This is a genomic window from Gracilibacillus sp. JCM 18966 (assembly GCF_055392695.1).
On the sequence record NZ_AP043883.1, the window covers coordinates 2,609,641 to 2,630,886 of the forward strand.

Here is a 21,246-nt window from a genome sequence, read left to right on the forward strand (position 1 = left end):
ACAATGGCAAACCGAACAATTATACGTTTGTCATAATGTGAAGAATTTGTGAAGCTTGATATAAGTCACTATAAAAAATAGATTTTTGGTATATACTAGTAATAGAAACACATATGAAAGGGAGTAATAATTATGAAAAAGTGGACTTTATTACTAGTTTCAAGCCTATTTCTAGTATTACTACTTGCAGCTTGCGGTGGCGGTGAAGAAGATAATAAAGCTGACACAAATGAATCAGCTTCAAGTGAGAATGGTGAAGTAGTAGATATAAAAGCATCTAATTGGGAATTTGACAAAGAAGAATACACAGTTCCAGCAGGAGAAGTAACTGTCCAACTTACAAGTGAAGATGGGTACCATGGAATTTCGATCGATAATACAGATATCGCAATAGAAAATGAGGGCACAGCTACTGCAAACTTAGAAGCAGGTGAATATACTATTCGTTGTAGCATCCCTTGTGGAACAGGTCATGACGAAATGGTAGCAACATTAGTTGTCCAATAATTTTTTGAACCGGGCTATATGCTCGGTTATTTTTTTGGTAAATAGTAGAATAGAAAGGTCAGAGAATTATGGTAAAATAGATTAGTGGATATACACTGAAATAAAGGAAGAGTGAAATGAAAAAATTTGAAATTGGTATCTATTCATTAGCAGAAATATTAGAGGATCCATTCAGCCGTTATATTCCTAGCTTTAGTCAAAAAATAAACGAAATGATTCAGATGGCTGATTATGCAGATAAACTTGGCCTTGATTTGTTTGGAGTTGGTGAGCACCATCGTCTTGACTATGCGGTTTCCTCACCTCAAGTCGTCCTATCATCCATTGCGCAAAGAACAAAACAAATTAAACTCACTGCACTCACATCCTTACTAAATACAGCTGATCCAGTTCGACTTTTTGAGGATTTTGCAACACTCGATCTGTTGTCGGATGGTCGTGTGGAATTTACTGCAGGAAGAGGAGCGTTTGTCGAGGCATTCCCTTTGTTTGGATATGATGAAGCAAAATATGATGAACTGTTTGAGGAACATTTACAGCTATTTCTTACTTTAAATGAAGAAAAACGCGTGACATGGGAAGGTCAATTTCGACCAGCATTACATGATGCAGAGATCTCGCCTAGACCGAAGCAAGCGAAACTACCAATTTCAATTGGGGTTGGTGGAACGATAGAGAGTGCTCAACGAGCAGGGCAGAATGGCTGTGGTTTAACCGTTGTGATGATTGGTGGGATAGTTAAAAAATATCTACCATTAATCGAAACATATAAACAATCATTTCAAGGAAATTCACCATATATCTCGATTGCAGCTCATACTTTTATTAGAGAAACAGAGGCAGAAATTGAAAAGGAATTTTACCAATACTATGGGAAATATTGGAGTCATCTCACTAGTCACGGAATTGGAGGAGCGATGGGGGTTGCGAGAACAGATATGGCATACATAACAAGTGAACAATCTACACTTTTAGTTGGAACACCTGCACAAATTATTAGAAAGATCCATTATCAAAGAGAGCTGTTTGGTCATCATCGTTTTTTGGCTCAAGTCGATTTCGGTGGACTGCCTATTGAAAAAGTGAAAAAAACAATTCATTTACTTGCAACAGAAGTAGCACCTGCGATCAATAATTCCTTCTAGTATAAAAGAATTTGGTGTGATAAGATATAATGAATGAAAGCGTTTGAAAGAAGGGGGTCTTTGATGTATTATAATAAAATTCGTATACCACTTTTAACGATATTAGTTATTTTAATGATTCTTGATTTGACTGGGGTAATTTATATTCCTGGGATAGTTATTTTTATTATTGCATTTGCTTTAATTGCTTATAATATTTATATCAGAAGAAATATTTCGAGACAACATCAGAAAAAGAATTAATCTAGGTTAGAGTAAGATCCGATTTCATTAGTCGGATCTTTTTTTATTTGAAGCAGTAGAGCTATAAGAGGCGTTTGAACATGTGTCTTTACAGATGTAATATAATGTGTATAATGAAAATGATGTGAAGAAAAATGAGGGGGAGCTAAATGAATAAAAAAGAAAAAATGTGGGGACTTATCATTCTATTTATCGTATTTCTAGGATATTTTCTCCCATATACCTTATTTTCTAATATAGAAAAATGGTATGGTAGTTTTTTGTTATGGACTATTCTTGCAATAATAGTTATTATCATCAATTATATCTTGACAAAAGAGTGGGGTGATGAAGAGTGAGCACAACAATGGTTTGGATCACCATTACCCTCTACATTTTAATTGGAATATTTATTGCTTTCCTATCTAGAGTAGGAAAACAAAACAGTATGGCTGGCTATTTTCTCGGTGACCGGAAGCTAAATGGTTTTGTTTCTGCACTTAGTTATAGTGCAACAACCTATAGTGCTTTCATGCTAGTAGGTCTTGCAGGATTAACCTACAATGGTGGCGTTGGAGCATTTGGATTTGAGATTATTTATTTCATGGGTGTTTCTTTGGTGGCTATTTTTGGCCCACGCTTTTGGTTAGTTGGAAAAAAATATGGCTATGTGACACCATCAGAAATGCTAGGTGATCGCTACCAAAATAAATGGGTAGCAATTGTGACAGCTTTATCCAGCTGCTTATTCTTAATTCCATATAGTGCAGTACAACTTACAGGGATTGGCTATTTATTAGAAGGGGTAACAAGTGGTGCAATTTCCTATACAACAGGCGTTATTATCGCAACCATTTTAGCATTAGTTTTCACATATATTGCGGGAATTCGCTCAGTTGCTTGGACTGATTCATTACAATCGTTAATTATGATCATCGCGTCTACTATTGTGGTTTTATTGATTATAGATGGATTAGGGGGCTGGAATGGATTTTTTGACTCCATTGAAAAGACAAAACCAGAAGCCTTAGCGGTACCAGGAAATGGATTTTTTAACTTTTGGACATTTTTAGGTTTAACTATTCCTTGGTTTTTCTTTAGTATTTCTAATCCACAGGTAAGTCAGCGTTTATTTATGCCATCATCGATGAAAAGTATGCGACATATGCTACTAGGCTTTTTAATTTTTGGATTTATTTATACGATTGTATCAGTTGTATGGGGATTATCTGCGACAGTTCTTTTTCCAGAATTAGATAATGCCGATTTAGCAACACCAATGCTGTTATCATCCGAATTGGTTCCAGATCTCCTAGGCGTTATTGTCATGGTAGGAATATTAGCTGCGGCTATCTCGACCATTGATTCGATTTTATTGACACTCTCTTCCTTATTTTCTAGGGATGTATATCGTAATATTATGAAGCATAAACAAACAACAGACCAAAAACAATTGCAAATAGGAAAAATTGTAATACCTATAATTGCAATTCTGGCCTATTTATTTGCACAATTACAACTAGATTTAATTGCCGTATTATCAGTAGCATCTTCTGCTGGTTTAATTGTTGTAGTGCCAGGAATTATCGGCGCATTCTTTTGGAGAAAAGGAACAGCAAATGGTGTGATTATAAGTGTTATCATAGGAAGTATTTTTGTGATTATTCTTGAAGCCTTTCAACTTTTACCTTTAGGCTTGAAGTCAGGTATTTGGGGGATTATTATTTCTACTATTCTCTTTATTAGCACAAGTTTCATAACCAAAGCCCCTGAAGACAAAGCCAATGAATTTATCGATTATTTACAGGTTAAGTTGAAGAAAAACTCTAGATAAACCCAAAGAAGTGCTAATTTTTTCCTTTTAAATAGTTTTAAAACATGTATTGATAATACGCAATTAATGTCGATATAACTATTTAGAAGGGGAGGAAACAGCTTGAAAAAACTGAAGTGGAAATCTAGTGTATCAACTAAATTAATCTCATTAATTACCGTTATCGTTGCCTTAACAGGAATTGTCATTGGAATATTTAGTTATAATGTAGCAAAAGCTCAATTAGTAGAATCAGGAGAAAGTGAATTAAGGAAGATAACAGATGGGGCATATTCCATTCTAGAATTATTAAATCAAGAAGTGGAAGAGGGAAGATTAAGCTTAGAAGAAGCGAAGGATGAGGCTCGTCTCCTATTAAATGGACCAGAAAATAATAAGCAAGAATATGACTATTCTCAAACAAATTTTGTTTATAAAAACAATGGATATGTTCTAGCTTATGATGAAGAGCTTGTCTTGCAATTACATCCTACCGAAATAGGTAGCGAGCCTGCTGATGATTTAAATCGGAGTAATCGCGCATCACTTGTAAAAGCAGGTAAAGCATCAGAACCTGATGATAGAATTGCTGAATACAGTGATCTCCAAGAGGATGGAAGCTATAAAGACAAAACAGCTTATATGAGATATTTTGAGCCATGGGATTGGACTATAGGTGTTGCTGTGTATCAGGATGAGTTTTATGAAGGGTTACATCAATTATTCTTGGTTATTATTAGTAGTGTTGTCGTAATTATCGTTATTAGTGCTATTATTTTTTATTTGTTAACAAGAAAAAAATTAGTATCTCTTACAATGGTGGCAGATGTTGCCACATCCATTGCAGAAGGTAATATTAAAAAGACAAATTTAAAAGAGTCTCAGGACGAAATAGGCTTACTTGCTGCAGCATTTAATAAAATGTCTGATCAATTAACTACATTAGTAACAAATGTTCACCAATCAAGTGATCAATTACTTGATGCAGCAACAGATTTATCAGCAATCTCGGAACAAACCTCTGCAAGCAGTGAGGAAGTTGGAAATGCGATGGAGGAAATCTCTCGAGGCACTCAAGAACAAGCAAATGATTTAGAGGATATTAGTTATAGAGTAGATCTATTATCACAAGCCGTGCAAAAAATGCAAGGCGAAACCACTAAGGTGGATACGATCACTACAGAGACAGAAGAGCTATCAAGTAATGGCCAAGAAATCGTCTCAAAATTACAGAAATCAAATAGTGAAGCCGTTCATGCATCTAGGGCAATTGCAGAAGATATCCAACAATTGAATCAAAAAGTTACAAAGATTACATCTGTTATGGATACGATAGAGCATATTGCGGAAGAAACGAACTTACTGGCACTAAATGCAAGTATTGAAGCAGCAAGAGCGGGGGAACACGGTAAAGGATTCTCTGTAGTCGCTGATGAAATCAGAAAGCTTGCAGAACAGTCTAAGGATGCGACACACCAAGTACAACAGGTTGTTTCAACCATTGTTGCAGAAACTGATAAAACCGTTGAGGCTGTTCGGAGTAACGTCCAGAGTTCAGAAGGGTTAAACAACGATGTGGAGGAAACAGAGGGTATCTTTGTGGACTTACAGCAAGCTGTTAAGGAAATTGTGGCAGCAATCGGTTCTGTTAAGACAGAGATGGATCAGATTACGAACGAAGTAGAAAAAATGAATGAAAATATTGAAAGTGTATCCAGTGTATCTGAAGAAACAGCTGCGTCTGTGGAGGAGATCACTTCATCCGTTGACGAGCAGATAAACGCGATTGCCAATGTGGCAAAATCAGCAGAAAACTTAACAGGGTTAAACCAAGATCTTAGTAACATTATTAACCGTTATACCATTTCCAAATGATGAGTGCAGATTGAATCATCATCTATAATCACGTAAAATAGAATCATTATAGCATGTAATGAGGTGAGATGATGGCAGGGATTAAATTTGAAATCGTGGAGAACATTGCTGTATTAGCTGAATCACCTTCTGGTTGGACGAAGGAAGTGAATTTGATCAGCTGGAATGACCGCGAGCCTAAATATGACATAAGAGATTGGTCACCAGATCATGAAAAAATGGGTAAAGGTATTACGTTAACAATGGAAGAATGGAAAGCATTAAAAGACTTTATGGTCGAGTCAAATTAAAAAAGCTTGATATGAGGTGCTAGACACTCATATCAAGCTTTTTCACTATCATCAAATTTTCCAATTCGATATTCCCAAAACCTCTAAAAAAGTTTGTTAGATTTCCTTACAGAAAACATGACGTTAAATGTTCGTAAATAGTAGGATGGTAAATAACAAAAGATGTTAAATGATTTAACATAAAAAAGGGGATATGAAAAATGGCGACATTAGCACCAGATAGAACGAAGGTTCACAAGACCAACTTAGAGATGATCAAGGATCAAATCGAGAAAAGACATGTAGAACTATTACATCTACAATTTGTCGATATTGAAGGTTCCTTAAAACAAGTAACCGTCACTTCGGAGCAATTAGGTGACGTGGTTGAAGGAAAAACAATGTTTGACGGTTCCTCTATTAAAGGATTCACTCCAATTAACAAATCAGATCTGTATTTATTACCAGATTTAAATACATTTGCTGTATTACCATGGACAGAGGAAGACGGATATGCAGAGGCAAGATTTTTATGTAGTGTGACGAACCCAGATGGAACTCCCTTTGAAGGAGATCCCCGTACGATTCTAAAAAATACTGTAGATAAGGCGAATGAGAAGAATTTTTCTATTCAGGTAGGTCCTGAGCTTGAATTTTTCTTATTTGAAACAGATGCCAAAGGAGACCCTACCAACAGAGTGGCCGATCAAGGGGGTTATTTTGAACCGGCACCATATGATTTAGGAGAAAAAGTACGCTTGGAAATTTATCAAACATTGAAAAAAATGGGCTTTGTAATTGAAGCTTCCCATCACGAAGTAGCCATTGGTCAACATGAGATTAACTTTAAATATGCCGATGCACTGACCACTGCTGATAATGCAACGACATTTAAATGGGTAGTAAAAACAATTGCTCAGCAATTTGGTCTTAGAGCTACATTTATGCCAAAGCCTATCTTTGGTGAAAACGGAAATGGAATGCATGTAAATATCTCCTTATTTGATCAAAAAGCTGGGAAAAATGCTTTTTTCGATGAAAAGGACTCAAGACAATTGTCAGAAGAAGCTTATCAATTTATTGCAGGGCTTTTGACACATGTTTCTTCCTTTGCGGTATTTACTAATCCACTTGTAAATTCTTATAAAAGGCTTGTTCCGGGTTATGAGGCACCATGCTATATCGCATGGTCTGCTTCCAATCGTTCTGCATTAGTTCGTATCCCAGCAACCCGTGGTGCTGGAACACGTGTCGAAATTAGATGCCCAGATCCATCAGCAAATCCATACTATGCTTTCGCAGCTATTGCACAATCTGGTATTAACGGAATAGAGAAAGAAATGAACGCACCTGCAGAAATAGTCGACGATATTTTTAGTATGGACGACGATGAAAGAATCCTACGAGGCATTCAGAATCTACCAACAACCTTAGGTGAATCCATTCAAGCATTAGTTGATGGTGAAATAGGAAAACAAGTGCTTGGAGAATACGCATTAAAGGAATACCTTTCACTAAAACAAGAAGAATGGAACAGTTATCGTACCGCTGTGACCGATTGGGAGTTGGCAAGCTATCAAAGTAAATTCTAATTATTCGCTTAATTATATACTTTTAGTTGATATACAACCCGAACTTTAAAAAGGTCCGGGTTGTTTTTTTGATAAGCGTTCTACAACGGATTGAATTCCTATAAAACTCGTATTCTTTTCAATTAAGTTAGAAAATCGATATAATTCAATTATATAGTGAATGTATAGTGAGGTGTTTAAAATGGATCCTTTAGATATCATGCTTGATATGGAACGAGTTAAACCATATTATCAACCAGTGTTTAGTGCTGATAGTCATGAGGTCGTCGGCTACCAAGTACTTGGTTATTTAGAAACAGAGAGAAAAAGAGAAAGTATTCGTGCCTTCTTTCAGGACCAAAATGTCCCTGATGAATTCAAAGTAGATATGGATCGACATATTCATCGAAGAGCATTAGATATATATCTGAAGCATAATGTGGATGCAAGTATTTTCCTCATTGTCCATCAAAGCTATTTAACAAAAACAGAGGAAGAAAAGGACTTTGTTCAAGAGCTGATTTCTTATCAAGAAAAGGGATTGGATTTATCCAAGGTTATTTTAGAAATTGTTGAACAAGAATCAGTAGAGGAAATGGATAACCTATCAAACTCATTAAAATATTTAAAAACCTTTGGCGTCAAAATTGCGATTAATGATGCCGGAAGGGGTTCAAGCAATATGGATCGTATTAGCACACTTGAACCAGATATTATCAAAATAAACCTAGCTTCCTTACTAGACCAATCACTTTCTGTTAACTATCAGCATACCATTTACTCCTTATCTATCTTAGCAAGAAGAGTGGGAGCAGAACTGTTATTTGATGGAATAGAATCTAACTATCATTTTCATTATGCATGGCGAAATAATGGAAGATACTACCAGGGTCCATTTCTATCGACCCCGAGTGAAGCTTTTATAAGGAGAGACCTTTTAAAAACTAGGTTTAGAAAGGATATCCAACAATTTATCTATATTGAAAGATCAAAAATTAATGCAAAATATCAGTTAACCGAAACATTAAATGAAAAATTACAGCAAAATATTAAAATGTTAAGTTTAGAAAAGAACCTAGAGGAAGAGATTGATCGTTTTATTACCAATTGGGACGAGATGTTTTTCCGTATTTATGTGACAGATGCAGATGGCTTTCAAAAAACCGCTAACTATATTTATACCAAGGATGCTTGGAGACAGGATCTTACAGTGAAGGGAAAAAACTGGAGTTGGCGACCATACTTTATTGAAAATGTCATTCGAATGAATCATGATCAAACGGGGATACTTTCAGACATCTATAATGATATCGAAACAGGAGAAAGAATTCGTACATTTTCTTATCCTATCGACGAAAATTTATACGTATTTATGGATATTTCACCAATGTATTTAGACGAGCATGAGGATTTATTATGGTAATTATGAAAGGAGGTCTCTAATTGAAAACAGCTATGGTCATTGTAAACCCGAGTTCTGGTTCCGAAGAAAGTGAGAATTATCGTAATAAAGTGCTAGATAAATTACAGAATAAGGGGTATAGAGTGACTAGTAGAATCACACAAAAAGTAAGGGATGCGGTTCATTTTGCGCAGGAAGCTTGTGAGAGTAACTTGGATCTTATCGTAATCATGGGAGGAGATGGTACAATAAATGAAGTGATCAACGGAATTGCTCCAACTAATCATTATCCGACATTACTCATTATTCCATTTGGTACAGTGAATAATTTTGCAAAAGCATTAGAACTTCCTCTAAACCCAGATGAAGCTATTGAAATAATAGAAAAAGGTCAATTCCAAAATGTCGATATTGGCAAAGTTAATGATCAGTATTTTATGAACTTAATCAACTTAGGTGTGATAGCAGAAGCAACCTATTCTGTAACTGCTGAGCAAAAATCGAAATATGGATCTTTTGCCTATTTTATCGAAGGTGTAAAGAAGTTTTCCGAAAAAGACGTATTTCGAGTACAAATAGAAACAGATATAGACACCTTGGACACTGATGCGATGTTTGTATTAGTGGCGGTGACAGACACCTTCGCTGGCTGGAAAAATATGATCAAGGAAGCGGAAATAAACGATGGATATTTGCATCTATTCATTTTTAAAGAATTAACAAGTATAAAAAGCATAGCAATGATTGCAAAATTAATGAGTGGTTCGTTAAAGGAACAAAAAAATGTCATTTATAGGAAAGCTAAGGAAGCAATCATCCAGACTAATACAACGAAAGTGATAAATGTTGATGGCGATGAAGGGGAAGAAACTCCATTAAAAATAAGAATTCTTCCAAGCCGTTTACGGGTAATGGTATAACCATTACCCCTTTTTATACGTTAGGAAAATATAAAATTTTTGTAGGAAAGAATGCGATGAAGCAAAAATTTTGAAGTCCAAAGTATAAGAAAAGCTAACGCATCCGCTAAAGGACGAGCGAATGCGAGTTTTTCTTATGTAGTAGTGCAAAAAAGTGATAATTTTACTCAAAAGTGCTAATTTATTAGATCCTTATATAATAACTAGTTGTGATTGTATACAAAAATTTATTATTGCAGGAAAAATTCCAACATAATATATTATCCATATAGTTTGGAGGTGAAAGCAAGTCTTCATTCCACCCTTTTCCTCACACTATTTGTAAGTGCTTACATTTGTGATAGAATTATTCAAGTGAGGTGAAGAATATGAGAGATAAAAAAATTTTCTCCAATATGAAAAAATGGTTTTCCTATCGTTGGCAGAGCAATTATTTTCGGAAAAGCTTTCTATTAATTTTATTTATTACTTCTATTCCAGGAATTATTTCAGGTATTGCTATTTATACATTCGGATTAAGCTCTACCGAAAAAGAGTTGCGTAAAGTACATGTAGAGGAGATTGATGATCGTGCTCAAAATATTGATACACAATTTAGTTACTTGGAAGAGTCCTTAACCTATTGGGCATTTGATCCAAGTTTTAATTATCAACTAATTACCACTGATTTTGTTTATGAGTTCCAAAAAACAAGAGAAATTATGCAGAAGTTAATGATCCTTGAAGGAAGCCAGCCACTTATTGGTGAGGTGGAATTATTTGTGGAAACAAAGGAAGGCCCTGTTTTATTCACACCTTACATAGAATACATAAAGGATGAAAAGGAACAAGAGGGCTATCATTCCTTATTAAAAACATCAAAAAATATAACTTGGGATCATACGGAAGACTTTTTTCAACATACAGGATATCGAAATAACTTAATATTAACCCACCAAATACCAGGGGTGATTAATAATCCTTTTGGTGCCATCGTTGTTACAATAGATGATAAAAGTCTTGTTCGTACACTAGAGACACTAACCCCATACAGCAACGGAGTAACAATGTTAATCAATGAAGAGAATGAATTACTTCTATCGACAGAAGGATCCTCAGATAAGGAATTCACAAAAGAATTAATTAATGTATTTACGAATAATAATAAGATGGATCGATCATTTCAAATGGATTGGAAGGATAAAACCTATTCTGTTTCGTATGGCACCTTTGATCGAATTGGATCGAAATGGACTTACATATCAGCTGCACCTATTTCAGCAATTACAACACCTATTATCACGATTTCAAAGGTCATACTTGTCGCAAGTTTAATTGTGCTCGGATTAGCCTTTTTCTTAACCTGGTTTGCCTCAAACCGTTTGTATCAGCCTGTGAAGAATTTAGCCAGTAGTTTTACAGCAACAAGTAACTTAACCTCTAATGGAAGGAAGGATGAATTTAAGCAGATTCGAGACAGATTAGATTCTTTAACATTTGAAAGTGAACAATTGGAAAAGCGTATAAATCACCAAATACCGCAGTTAAGGCAAAATTTTCTTATTCAGCTTACTAAAGGGTATTTATATGATTTTGATGAGGATGCCTTAAGAAGAAGAATGGAAAATTATCGCTGGAAGGTCCATCATCATTCCTTTGTTTTATTAGATATCCAGCTAACAAGAGGAAATGAACATCTCCAACGAACATATGAGGATGATAGCTTGATTGCTTTTGCGATGGCAAATATTGCGGATGATATGACAGCAAAATATCTCGATCAGTACACGGTTTTAAATCAATATGATTTGACGGCAAGCCTTTTTTTGATCATTCCAGATGACATGTCGAATTGGTCAGATCAATTGAATCAATTAGCAGAGGATATTATGACAGCAATTAATCGTATTCTATCAAGCTATGTGACAATAACGATCAGTTCTGAAACAACAAGAATCAAAGATATTCCTTTTCTTTTCGAGGAAATAGGGAGGGCGAGGAGGTTTAGAGACTTCAATAACCAGAATCAGATTCTTATGTTAAATGAAGTGGAGAAAGAAGTGAAGGGACAAAAATTATTTTATCCATTTGAAACAGAAAAAGAGATCATTCAAAGCATTAGAAGAGGTAAAATTAATGAATCAGAAGAGTTGATTCGTCAATTTTTTGATGAACTTTTACACAATAGTACAAAAGAGGTAAGTGTTCATGCAGGTATTATGCAGCTTTATAGTACGATTCAACACGAAATTTTACTATCAGGGGTAGATCCTGTCGTTTTATATAAAGGACGAAATATGTATGAGGAGCTATCACAGCTTCGGGAAATGGAATGGGTAGTGAAATGGTTAATTGTACAAGTTATTGAACCATATATAACCTTTTTAGAGAATAACATGAATATGGAAATGAAAGTGATAGTAGAAAAAGTAGTTTCTTACCTTGAGGAACATTATATGGAGGATATCTCACTGGAGAGTTGTGCTGAATATGTTGATATCACGCCTTATGCCTTAAGTAAAGCATTTAAAAAGATTTATGGCGTCAATTTTATAGATTATCTTACTACGATCAGAATGGATAAAGCAAAAGAGTTATTATTGTACACGAACATGAAAATTAATGAAATATCAGAAAGTGTAGGGTATAGACATAGTTACTTTAATCGAATATTTAAAAAACATGTAGGCTTGCCACCTAGTCAATACCGAAAAACAAGAGCAAGTAGTTCTTAGGAGGAAATTAAATATGGGTTTTTCTTATCAACAATTTTTGAAGCCTGATACAGAATTTTCAGCCATGCCGTTTTGGTTTTGGAATGACCAGCTTGATAAAAGTAAATTGCGGTCACAATTAATCGATTTCCAGTCTAAAGGTGTAGAAGGTTTTGTGCTACACCCCCGTAAAGGAATTCCTAATAATACCCCCTATTTATCCGATGAATTTATGGATTATGTAAAATTTGCTGTAGAGGAAGCAGACAAACGAGGCATGCATGTTATCTTATATGATGAAGCCATGTATCCTTCAGGAGCAGCCAATGGAAAAGTAGTCGAGAAGAATCCTCAATATGGAAGTAGAGGATTATATGCGTTGGAGACAGACATATTTGATAGCACAGTGGAAATACCATTAAAACCGGAGGATCGAATTGTAGCAGTGTACCTGGCGTGTAAAGATTCTGATCAAGACTATAATCCAGAGAAAATTAGCTGTATTTTTCCACTTAATGCTCAGATCATTCAATTACGAGAGAATATTGCTACTATTCCAAATGAAGTGATGGATCAATTCTTTCAAACTAACCAACGCAATAAGGAAGATTACCGCTGCATAGCCTTAATAGAAAGCTATACATTCGGAACGATTCGAGGAATACATGCCAATCAAGATGATGGGGAAGTTAATGCGCCTCGATCTGCTGACCTATTAAACCCCGAAGCTGTAGAGAGTTTTATGGAGATTACTCATGAGCGATATCGGCAAGTGGTAGGAGAATATTTCGGAGGGACAATTTTTGCTATGTTTACTGACGAACCCGACATAACTGGAAGAAACGCTCAGTCAGGAGGTATTGCTTGGACGAACAATTTTGAAAGGTATGTTTATCAAGAGGGAGTACATGTGGAGGATCTTCTTGGATTATTTTTTTCTGTCGGTGAAAAAACAGATGATGTTCGTCAAAAATATGAAAAAGCCGTAAATAAACGATTAATGGAGACGTATTACATACCTATTGCCAATTGGTGTCAACAAAATAACCTTCATCTTACTGGTCATCCTGCCAAAAGCGATGATATAGAGCTTCTTGAGCCTTTTACTATTCCAGGCCAGGATGTTGTGTGGAGATGGGTAGCACCTGAAGACGAAAAAGGATTGATAGGAGAACATTCTACTGCCGGAAAATGTGGGGCAGATCTTGCTAGACATTTTGATCGTCGTCGAAATTTAAATGAGTATCTAGGAGTATGTGGTGTTGATAATTCCTGGAATTTATCTGCGGCTGATATGAAATGGTATACAGATTGGCTTGCGGTTAGAGGTGTTAACTTATTTTGTCCACATGCCTTCTATTACTCTATAAAGGGTAGAGAAAGAAGTCATGAGCGTCCACCAGATGTAGGACCAAATAATGCATGGTGGCCATATTACCATTTTTTTAGTACTTATATCAAACGTGTAAGCTGGTTAATGACAGATAGTGTCAATCAAGCGGAAATTGCGATATTAGCATCGAATAACCATTTACCATGGAAAATGGCTAAATATTTTTTTCAACACCAAATAGAGTTTAATTATTTGCATGAATCTTTATTTACTAAAGAAAAGATCATGATTTCGGGTGATCGTTTGAACATTGGTAATTATTCTTATCAAGCTGTCGTTATAGATGAACAAAAATGGCTAGAAGTGGATCAGGCAGTGAAGCAAACCTTAACCAAATTCACCCAAAATGGTGGAAAGGTATATTGGGTGACTACTAAAAGTAAAGCAGAGAGCATGCCTGATATTATCACTGTTTCACCTGATGATCTAGCATCAATCCATCATTATTTCTCCCATTATCGATATGCAAAGCTTTCTAATGAATGTCCGAATATTCGGATAACGAAAGGGAATAAATCAGGCCAATTATTTTACTTTATGACAAACGAAGGCGAGGAGCTTTATAAAGGAACGATTAAATTTTCGAATGATTTCCCAGTTGAAGAGTGGAATCCGTGGACTGGTTCACGACAGAAATTGGCAACAACTAATGGAGAATATCAGCTAGAGCTTCCGTATCGAGAGTCAGTGATATGGATAGTAGATTCTAGTCAAGGAGAGAGAGAAAGGAAGAAGGAAGCACGACCAGCAAAATGGATCGAGATAAATCCAAGATTACAACCAGAATCCAATAAATTAGAATACTGGGATAAGCAAACACTTTCTGACTGGAGTAAAACGGATGGTTTACAATACTTTTCAGGAACGATGACATATCCGTTTGTTTTCGACTATCAGGGAGATAAGGTAGATGAAGTGACTATTGATTTGGGGGAAGTTTATGAAATAGCAGAGATTTCCCTTAATCATAGTGAACCTGTAGTGAAAATGTGGCCTCCTTATAAGGTTAATGTTCCCGGGGAAAGTCTAGTAAACGGGGAAAATTCACTTAACATACGAATTACCAATAATAGTGCAGTGAAAATGGATAAACAGCACTTGCCATCAGGCTTAATCGGGCCAGTTAAAGTGCTTGGGAAAATATATGACGAGTAAAGGGTGTAAAAGATGAACAGGGTATTTTTGGCGAGTGATTCAACCTGTCAGAGTTATGACAGAAAAGAGGCCCCACAGGCTGGATGGGGGCAGTTTTTACAACAATTTTTGAAAGATTGTACCGTTATCAATCACGCAATCGGAGGTAGGAGCTCTAAAACCTTCATTCAGGAAGGTAGATTAGAAGTTATTGCAAATGAATTGAAAGAAGGTGACTATCTACTAATACAAATGGGCCATAATGATTCGACAAAGGAAAAGCCAGAGCGTTATACAGAAGCGTATAAGGATTATAAGAAATTTTTACAGCAATATATTCATACAGCAAGAAAACATCACGCAATACCAATATTGTTGACACCAGTTTCTCGCCTACACTACGTAAACGGAGAGTTTTTAGTAGATTTTGGGGATTATTGTAATGCGATGAAGGAAGTAGGTGAAGAGGAAAAATGTCATGTGATCGATTTAATGAAGCTTTCCGTTCAACATCTGACTAAAGTGGGGATACAAGAAGCAACTACGTATTATATGGTGGACATAAATGGAACCGATCACACGCATTTTACTGAAAAAGGTGCAAAACAAATGGCAAAGATCCTCTCAAGCTCCTTACAATTAATCATAGAAGCATAACCATATCAACTGATGAAGCCTCTCCCCGTACTTATTCAGTATGGGGAGTTTCTTATCAAATGAAACGTCTAAGAAAATAGTTTATAACTGAATGGGAAGGATGAATAAAAAATGAAACTGGACCTTAAATGGTTAACAAAAAAACCGAATATACCAACAAATATTACATGGGGGGTCCCGTGGCCAAAAGGTAAAATAAATAGAGATCAAGCTATAACCTTGCTCAATGAGCATGAAGAAATGCTACTACACCAAACCTGGCCTCTCGCCTACTGGCCTGATGGAAGTGTGAAATGGACGGCACACTCCGCGAACTTAAGTCAGGAACAAAGCCTGTCCCTTTCTACGGATAAGGTACCTTTTGAAAGCAAAGGTCTTGTAGTGGAGGAAAAAAAGGATAAAATGATTATCCGTAATGGAACCATGGTATGTACCGTTTATGCAAAAGGTGCTAAGATGCTTGAGTTAGAAAAGGATAGTCAATCATATCAAGGTTTTTTAGAAACATTGGTAGAAGAGCGAGAGGAACAAGGAGATCATTTAGTTATCTCACACACGATGGCTATCGGACATATTGAGCAAATCGAGCTAGAAAATAAAGGAGAGATTCGCACTGTTATAAAGGTGAAAGGAGCTCATAACACAAAAGCTGGCGAGCGTTTTCTACCTTTTATTGTCAGACTATCTATCTATCGTGATTTATCTGATCTCAAAATAGTGCATACGATCATTCATGATAGTGATCCAGATCGTTATTATATAAAAGGAATTGGATTAAAGATAACAACTAGTTTCACAGGGGAAGCATGGAACAGGCATGTGCAAATGGCGGGGGATGAAGGAGTATATAGCGAACCAGGACAATTATTATTAACTAGAAAATACCGTAATGCAGATGGATTATTTAAAAAACAGATTGAGAATGAACAAGTGAATTTAGACGATACACCTGACTTAAAAAAATTGGTGAAAAAAAATGCTACATGGAATGATTTCAAGCTAATACAAGATAGTGCTGTTCACTATAAAGTTATGAAACGTAGAGAAAAAGAAAATGCATGGATTGATGTGTTACATGGTGGTCGTTCGCAAGGCCTGTTATATGCAGGTGGCGATAGTGGGGGTATTGCGATCGGTCAGAAAAAATTTTGGCAAAAGTTCCCGAGTTCCCTTGAAGTAAAAGGTCTAACGAAGGACACAACATCCATTATCTGTTGGTTATGGTCGCCAGATAGTGAGGCAATGGATCTTCGTCATTATAGTAACGAAACCCATGTGGAGAGTGCCTATGAAGGCTTTGAAGAAATGAGAGCATCGCCTATTGGAATTGCGAATACGAATGAGCTGTTTTTGTCACTTTACTCATCTACCCCATCTACTCATCAATTATTTGAAAAAGCCTTGGCTTGGCAGAATACAAATTTATTAGTATGTGATCCAGCCTATTATTATCAAACGAAGGCGACTGGAGTTTGGAGCTTGCCAGATAAGTCAAATGAATTCTCAAGTTTTCTGGAGATGGAGCTTGAAAAAGCATTGCGTTTTTATCGAAAGGAAATCGATCAACGAAGCTGGTATGGCTTTTGGAATTATGGCGATGTGATGCATACATATGATCCAGTGCGTCATCAATGGCGCTATGATTTAGGTGGCTTTGCATGGCAAAACACGGAACTAGCCCCTAACATTTGGTTATGGTATGCCTTTCTCCGCTCAGGTGATCCAGCTGTTTTTGAAATGGCAGAGGCAATGACTAGACATACAAGTGAGGTGGATTGTTATCATTTAGGGGAATACAAAGGATTAGGCTCTCGACATAATGTTGTTCATTGGGGATGTGGTTGTAAGGAAGCCCGGATTAGTATGGCAAATTTATATAAAACTTATTATTACTTAACAGCTGATGAACGGACAGGTGAAATTTTAAAAGATTTCAAGGATGCCGATGAAGCTACCGTAAGGCTGGATCCGATGCGTGAATTCTATCCGAAGGATGAACATCCAACACATACTCGGGTAGGTCCTGACTGGGCAGCATTTTGTTCTAACTGGTTATGTGAATGGGAACGCAGCGAGGATAAGAGCTACTTCCAAAAAATCATTACAGGCATAGAGGATATAAAGAGTACACCATTTCGATTGTTGTCTGGCCCAACATACGGTTATAACCCAGAAACATCCCATCTTTTTCATATAGGTGATGGCAACAAAGGTGGTTTCCATATGATCATTGCCTTTGGTGCCCCCCAAGTGTGGATGGAGCTTGCAGAATTGTTAGATGATGAAGTATGGAAAGAGATGCTCGCAGAGTTTGGGGAATTTTATGCACTCTCTGACCAAGAAAAACAAGACAGAACTAGTGGCATTCTTCATAATAAGATGTTTAATTGGCCAATGTTTTCCGCAGCAATGGTCGCATATGCAGCGAGAAGAAAAAAGGATCATGAATTAGCACAAACAGCATGGAGATTATTGTTAGATCCTAAACAAAATCACACGCCATTACCAATAGTAGAGCATAAAGTAACGAGCTGGAAAACCTTAAATGAAATTCCTTGGGTGACAACGAATACTATTTCGCAATGGTCGATAAATGTGATAGTATGCCTTGAATTATTGAAGGATTATCCACCAAAAAGTTCCTTGCAAAAAAGTATTAAATCAGAAATAAAATGATAATTTTCTGGTGAAAAGTATTGATAGCCATGAGATGAAAGCAATTAGATTAAAATGGACAAAAATTGAATATTGTAGGAAAAATGTAAGCGTTTTATATTTGGTTTAACGACAAGGAAGTTTGCACCTGGACAACTAAATAAAAGGAGGGGTACCTATTTTAAGTGGAGTGAAAAAGGTGCATATCCATGTCAGTTATGTGAGTAAATTGAAGGAGGGTCAAGATGAAAACAAAAAATTACCGTTATTTATGCATGGCTTTATTTGTATTTATGATGATAATCATTACTGGATGTAGTAATAGTGAATCATCTGGTCAAAAGAAGGAAGGCGAATCAGGTGGGGATGATGCAGGGGATAGAATGCATTTGCGAGTGTTTGTTCCAACCTTCTCTACCGAACCCCCAACAGATGATAGTCCGGTGTTAAAAGAGATTGAAGACTATACAAATAAGGAAATTACGATGGAATGGGTACCGAATAGTAATTTAGAAGATAAGTTTAACATTACTTTATCATCTGGTGACCTGCCGCATGTCATGTATGTTCCGAATAAATCTCCGAGCTTTATTAGTGCAGTAGAGGATGGGGCGTTTTGGGAGTTAGGTCCATATTTAAAGGATTATCCTAATCTAAGTCAAACTAATGAAATTGTCTTAAATAATAGTTCGATTAATGGAAAAATCTATGGGATTTACCGTTCACGTGATTTAGGTCGAAATGGAGTTATTATCCGAAAAGACTGGTTACAAAACCTAGGGTTAGAAGAACCTAAAACGATTGACGAATTTTATAACATGTTAAAAGCCTTCTCTGAAGAGGATCCTGATGGAAATGGAGAAGATGATACTTATGGTATGGTCGTCTCTAAATATGAAGGTCCTTGGGATGTGATGCAAACATGGTTCGGTGTACCGAACAAATGGGGCGAGGATGAGAATGGTGAGCTATATCCATTCTTTATGGATGACAATTATATAGAAGCATTAAACTTCTTTAAGAAGCTTTACGATGAAGGTCTCGTAAATGAAGACTTTGCTGTAATGGACCCTGCTCAATGGTCAGAGCCAGTTATTGGAGGAGAAGCTGGTGTGCAAGTAAATGTATTGGATGAAGGCCACCGTATTCAAGAAAAAATTATTGAAGCAGAGCCTAACAATACAGATCCAATTACAGTCATTAAAGCGGTAGAAGGTCCAACTGGACTGCATAATTTACCAACTTCTGGTTACTCAGGCATGCTCTCAGTTTCCAAAACATCGGTTAAATCAGAAGAAGAATTAAAGCAGGTTCTCGACTTTCTTGACAAAATGAATGATGAAGAAGCACAAATTCTTGCTGAAAATGGTATTGAGGGTCGCCATTATGAAATAGTAGATGGAGTATACCAATCAAACATCAACGAGGATGCTGCACTTAAAGCAGAAGTTGATGGGTTTAATCAAATGTTGATGTACCTCCCAGAGCCTAAATCATTAACAGCTGAGTCCACACCATTACGTGAATTAGAAACGCAATTGAAGCTAGAAAATGAAGATATTGTGGTCGGTAACCCTGCAGAGGCGTATATTTCCGAAGTATATTCTAAAAAAGGACAACAGCTTGACAATATTATTTTAGATGCACGTATTAAATATATTGTTGGCCAAATTGATGAATCTGGTTTGGAGGAAGCTGTTGAGCTTTGGAAACAATCTGGTGGTACCGATTATATTGACGAAATCAATCAATTACATCAAGAAGCTCAAAAGTGATCGATAAATTGCGCAGGATCTCTTAAGGCAAAAGAGTGAGTGTAATGACTTTGAATTACTGACAATGTCTAGAATTCCTACACATGACAAAGTGACTAGGGCATAACTAAATAGGGAATCCGAATAATTTCCTGATTGAGAACTGTTCGGATTTCCCTTATTTAGTCCCTTCAACTAGAGATTAATTTTAGTTGCATTGAAGCAGGTGGATCGAATTTGTCTACAACAATAATGTTAAGAGGGGGATTAGATGGAAAATGTCCAACAAAGTAAGTTAAATACTTTAGATACTAAAAAGAAAAAAAGTAAATGGAATCAAATATTAAAAGAGAAATGGCTTTATTTTATGATTTTGCCTGGATTAGCTTATTTTATCATTTTTAAATATATACCGATGTGGGGAATTGTGATTGCATTCCAGGACTACTCTCCATTTTTGGGTGTGCTTGGCAGTGAGTGGGTAGGACTAGAGCATTTTAAGTATTTTTTTACCAATCCTGATTTTTTACGTCTATTAAGAAATACATTTATTTTGGCGTTGTATGATTTAATATTCTTCTTTCCAGCACCAATTATTTTAGCATTGATGTTGAATGAAATACGTCTAAGTTTTTATAAACGAACGCTTCAAACATTAGTTTATGTACCTCACTTTATGTCATGGGTAATTATTGCAAGTATCAGTTATGTATTTTTAACAACAAGTGGTGGGGTAGTGAATGAGTTATTAGCCAAATTCGTCGGTGAAGAAGTCAATTTCTTATCAAGTCCTGATTGGTTTAGACCAATGATTATTGGACAAATTATATGGAAGGAAACTGGTTGGGGAACTGTCATTTTTCTTGCGGCATTAGCAAGTGTAGATCAGGAGCAATATGAGGCTGCAATTGTGGATGGTGCAGGTCGTTTTAGAAGACTTTGGCATGTTACGTTACCAGCATTGCGGAGTACCATCGTAATTCTATTAATCCTAAGATTAGGAAACTTTTTAGATACAGGTTTCCAACAAATCTACTTAATGTCGAATTCGCTAAATCGAAGTGTAGCGGATGTGTTTGACACATATGTTTACTTTGTCGGTATTACCGAAGGTGCATTTAGTTATAGTACCGCAGTTGGGCTGTTTAAATCAGTAGTTGGTATTGTACTAATTGTTGGGGCTGATCGATTAGCGAAAAAACTTGGACAGAATGGTTTATTTTAACGAGAACCAGG

General features: G+C 36.2%; 15 protein-coding genes. All 15 read left to right on the plus strand.

Features of this window, described 5'->3' with window-relative positions; all coding sequences use genetic code 11:
• The first annotated feature begins 132 nt into the window (after positions 1-132).
• The 15 genes from ACZ5N5_RS12530 to ACZ5N5_RS12600 all read left to right on the plus strand — a co-directional run bounded on the left by ACZ5N5_RS12530 (position 133) and on the right by ACZ5N5_RS12600 (position 21,235).
• The gene (locus tag ACZ5N5_RS12530; protein WP_054787433.1) at positions 133-507 is read left to right on the plus strand and encodes a cupredoxin domain-containing protein; all 375 of its coding nucleotides are present in this window, start codon (positions 133-135) and stop codon (positions 505-507) included.
• Positions 508-623: 116 nt separating this feature from the next.
• The gene (locus ACZ5N5_RS12535; RefSeq protein ID WP_464372583.1) at positions 624-1,652 is read left to right on the plus strand and encodes an LLM class flavin-dependent oxidoreductase; all 1,029 of its coding nucleotides are present in this window, start codon (positions 624-626) and stop codon (positions 1,650-1,652) included.
• Positions 1,653-2,044: 392 nt separating this feature from the next.
• Positions 2,045-2,233 (plus strand): hypothetical protein, encoded by a 189-nt coding sequence (locus ACZ5N5_RS12540; RefSeq protein ID WP_054860656.1) that lies wholly within the window; start codon positions 2,045-2,047, stop codon positions 2,231-2,233.
• Positions 2,230-3,708, plus strand: coding sequence for a sodium:solute symporter family protein (locus ACZ5N5_RS12545; RefSeq protein ID WP_464372584.1), 1,479 nt, complete (start codon positions 2,230-2,232; stop codon positions 3,706-3,708). Before ACZ5N5_RS12540 ends, ACZ5N5_RS12545 begins: the two co-directional genes overlap by 4 nt.
• Before the next feature lie 102 nt (positions 3,709-3,810).
• On the plus strand, positions 3,811-5,562 hold the full coding sequence (locus tag ACZ5N5_RS12550; RefSeq protein WP_464372585.1) for a methyl-accepting chemotaxis protein: 1,752 nt from the start codon (positions 3,811-3,813) through the stop codon (positions 5,560-5,562).
• Positions 5,563-5,633: 71 nt separating this feature from the next.
• Positions 5,634-5,852 carry a YdbC family protein gene (locus ACZ5N5_RS12555; RefSeq protein ID WP_054787435.1) on the plus strand — a complete coding sequence of 73 codons (219 nt, stop codon included), beginning with the start codon at positions 5,634-5,636 and terminating at the stop codon, positions 5,850-5,852.
• Between the two features lie 200 nt (positions 5,853-6,052).
• Positions 6,053-7,423: a type I glutamate--ammonia ligase gene (gene glnA, locus ACZ5N5_RS12560; protein WP_464372586.1), complete on the plus strand. Its 1,371-nt coding sequence runs from the start codon at positions 6,053-6,055 to the stop codon at positions 7,421-7,423.
• Positions 7,424-7,604: 181 nt separating this feature from the next.
• Positions 7,605-8,825 carry an EAL domain-containing protein gene (locus tag ACZ5N5_RS12565; protein ID WP_181397578.1) on the plus strand — a complete coding sequence of 407 codons (1,221 nt, stop codon included), beginning with the start codon at positions 7,605-7,607 and terminating at the stop codon, positions 8,823-8,825.
• A gap of 20 nt (positions 8,826-8,845) precedes the next feature.
• Positions 8,846-9,724 carry a diacylglycerol/lipid kinase family protein gene (locus tag ACZ5N5_RS12570; RefSeq protein WP_464372587.1) on the plus strand — a complete coding sequence of 293 codons (879 nt, stop codon included), beginning with the start codon at positions 8,846-8,848 and terminating at the stop codon, positions 9,722-9,724.
• Between the two features lie 395 nt (positions 9,725-10,119).
• A complete protein-coding gene (locus ACZ5N5_RS12575; RefSeq protein WP_464372588.1) occupies positions 10,120-12,438 on the plus strand; it encodes a helix-turn-helix domain-containing protein in 2,319 nt (772 codons plus the stop codon).
• 13 nt (positions 12,439-12,451) lie between these two features.
• Entirely contained in the window at positions 12,452-14,965 is a 2,514-nt protein-coding gene (locus ACZ5N5_RS12580) for a glycosylhydrolase-like jelly roll fold domain-containing protein (protein WP_464372589.1), read from the plus strand.
• 12 nt (positions 14,966-14,977) lie between these two features.
• Positions 14,978-15,601, plus strand: a complete 624-nt coding sequence (locus ACZ5N5_RS12585) for a rhamnogalacturonan acetylesterase (protein WP_054787445.1) — start codon at positions 14,978-14,980, stop codon at positions 15,599-15,601.
• Positions 15,602-15,712: 111 nt separating this feature from the next.
• A complete protein-coding gene (locus ACZ5N5_RS12590) occupies positions 15,713-18,277 on the plus strand; it encodes an exo-rhamnogalacturonan lyase family protein (protein ID WP_464372590.1) in 2,565 nt (854 codons plus the stop codon).
• 224 nt (positions 18,278-18,501) lie between these two features.
• Complete coding sequence (locus ACZ5N5_RS12595; protein WP_109984923.1) at positions 18,502-20,031, plus strand: extracellular solute-binding protein; 1,530 nt, start codon at positions 18,502-18,504, stop codon at positions 20,029-20,031.
• A gap of 250 nt (positions 20,032-20,281) precedes the next feature.
• On the plus strand, positions 20,282-21,235 hold the full coding sequence (locus ACZ5N5_RS12600) for an ABC transporter permease (protein WP_109984922.1): 954 nt from the start codon (positions 20,282-20,284) through the stop codon (positions 21,233-21,235).
• Positions 21,236-21,246: the final 11 nt, after the last annotated feature.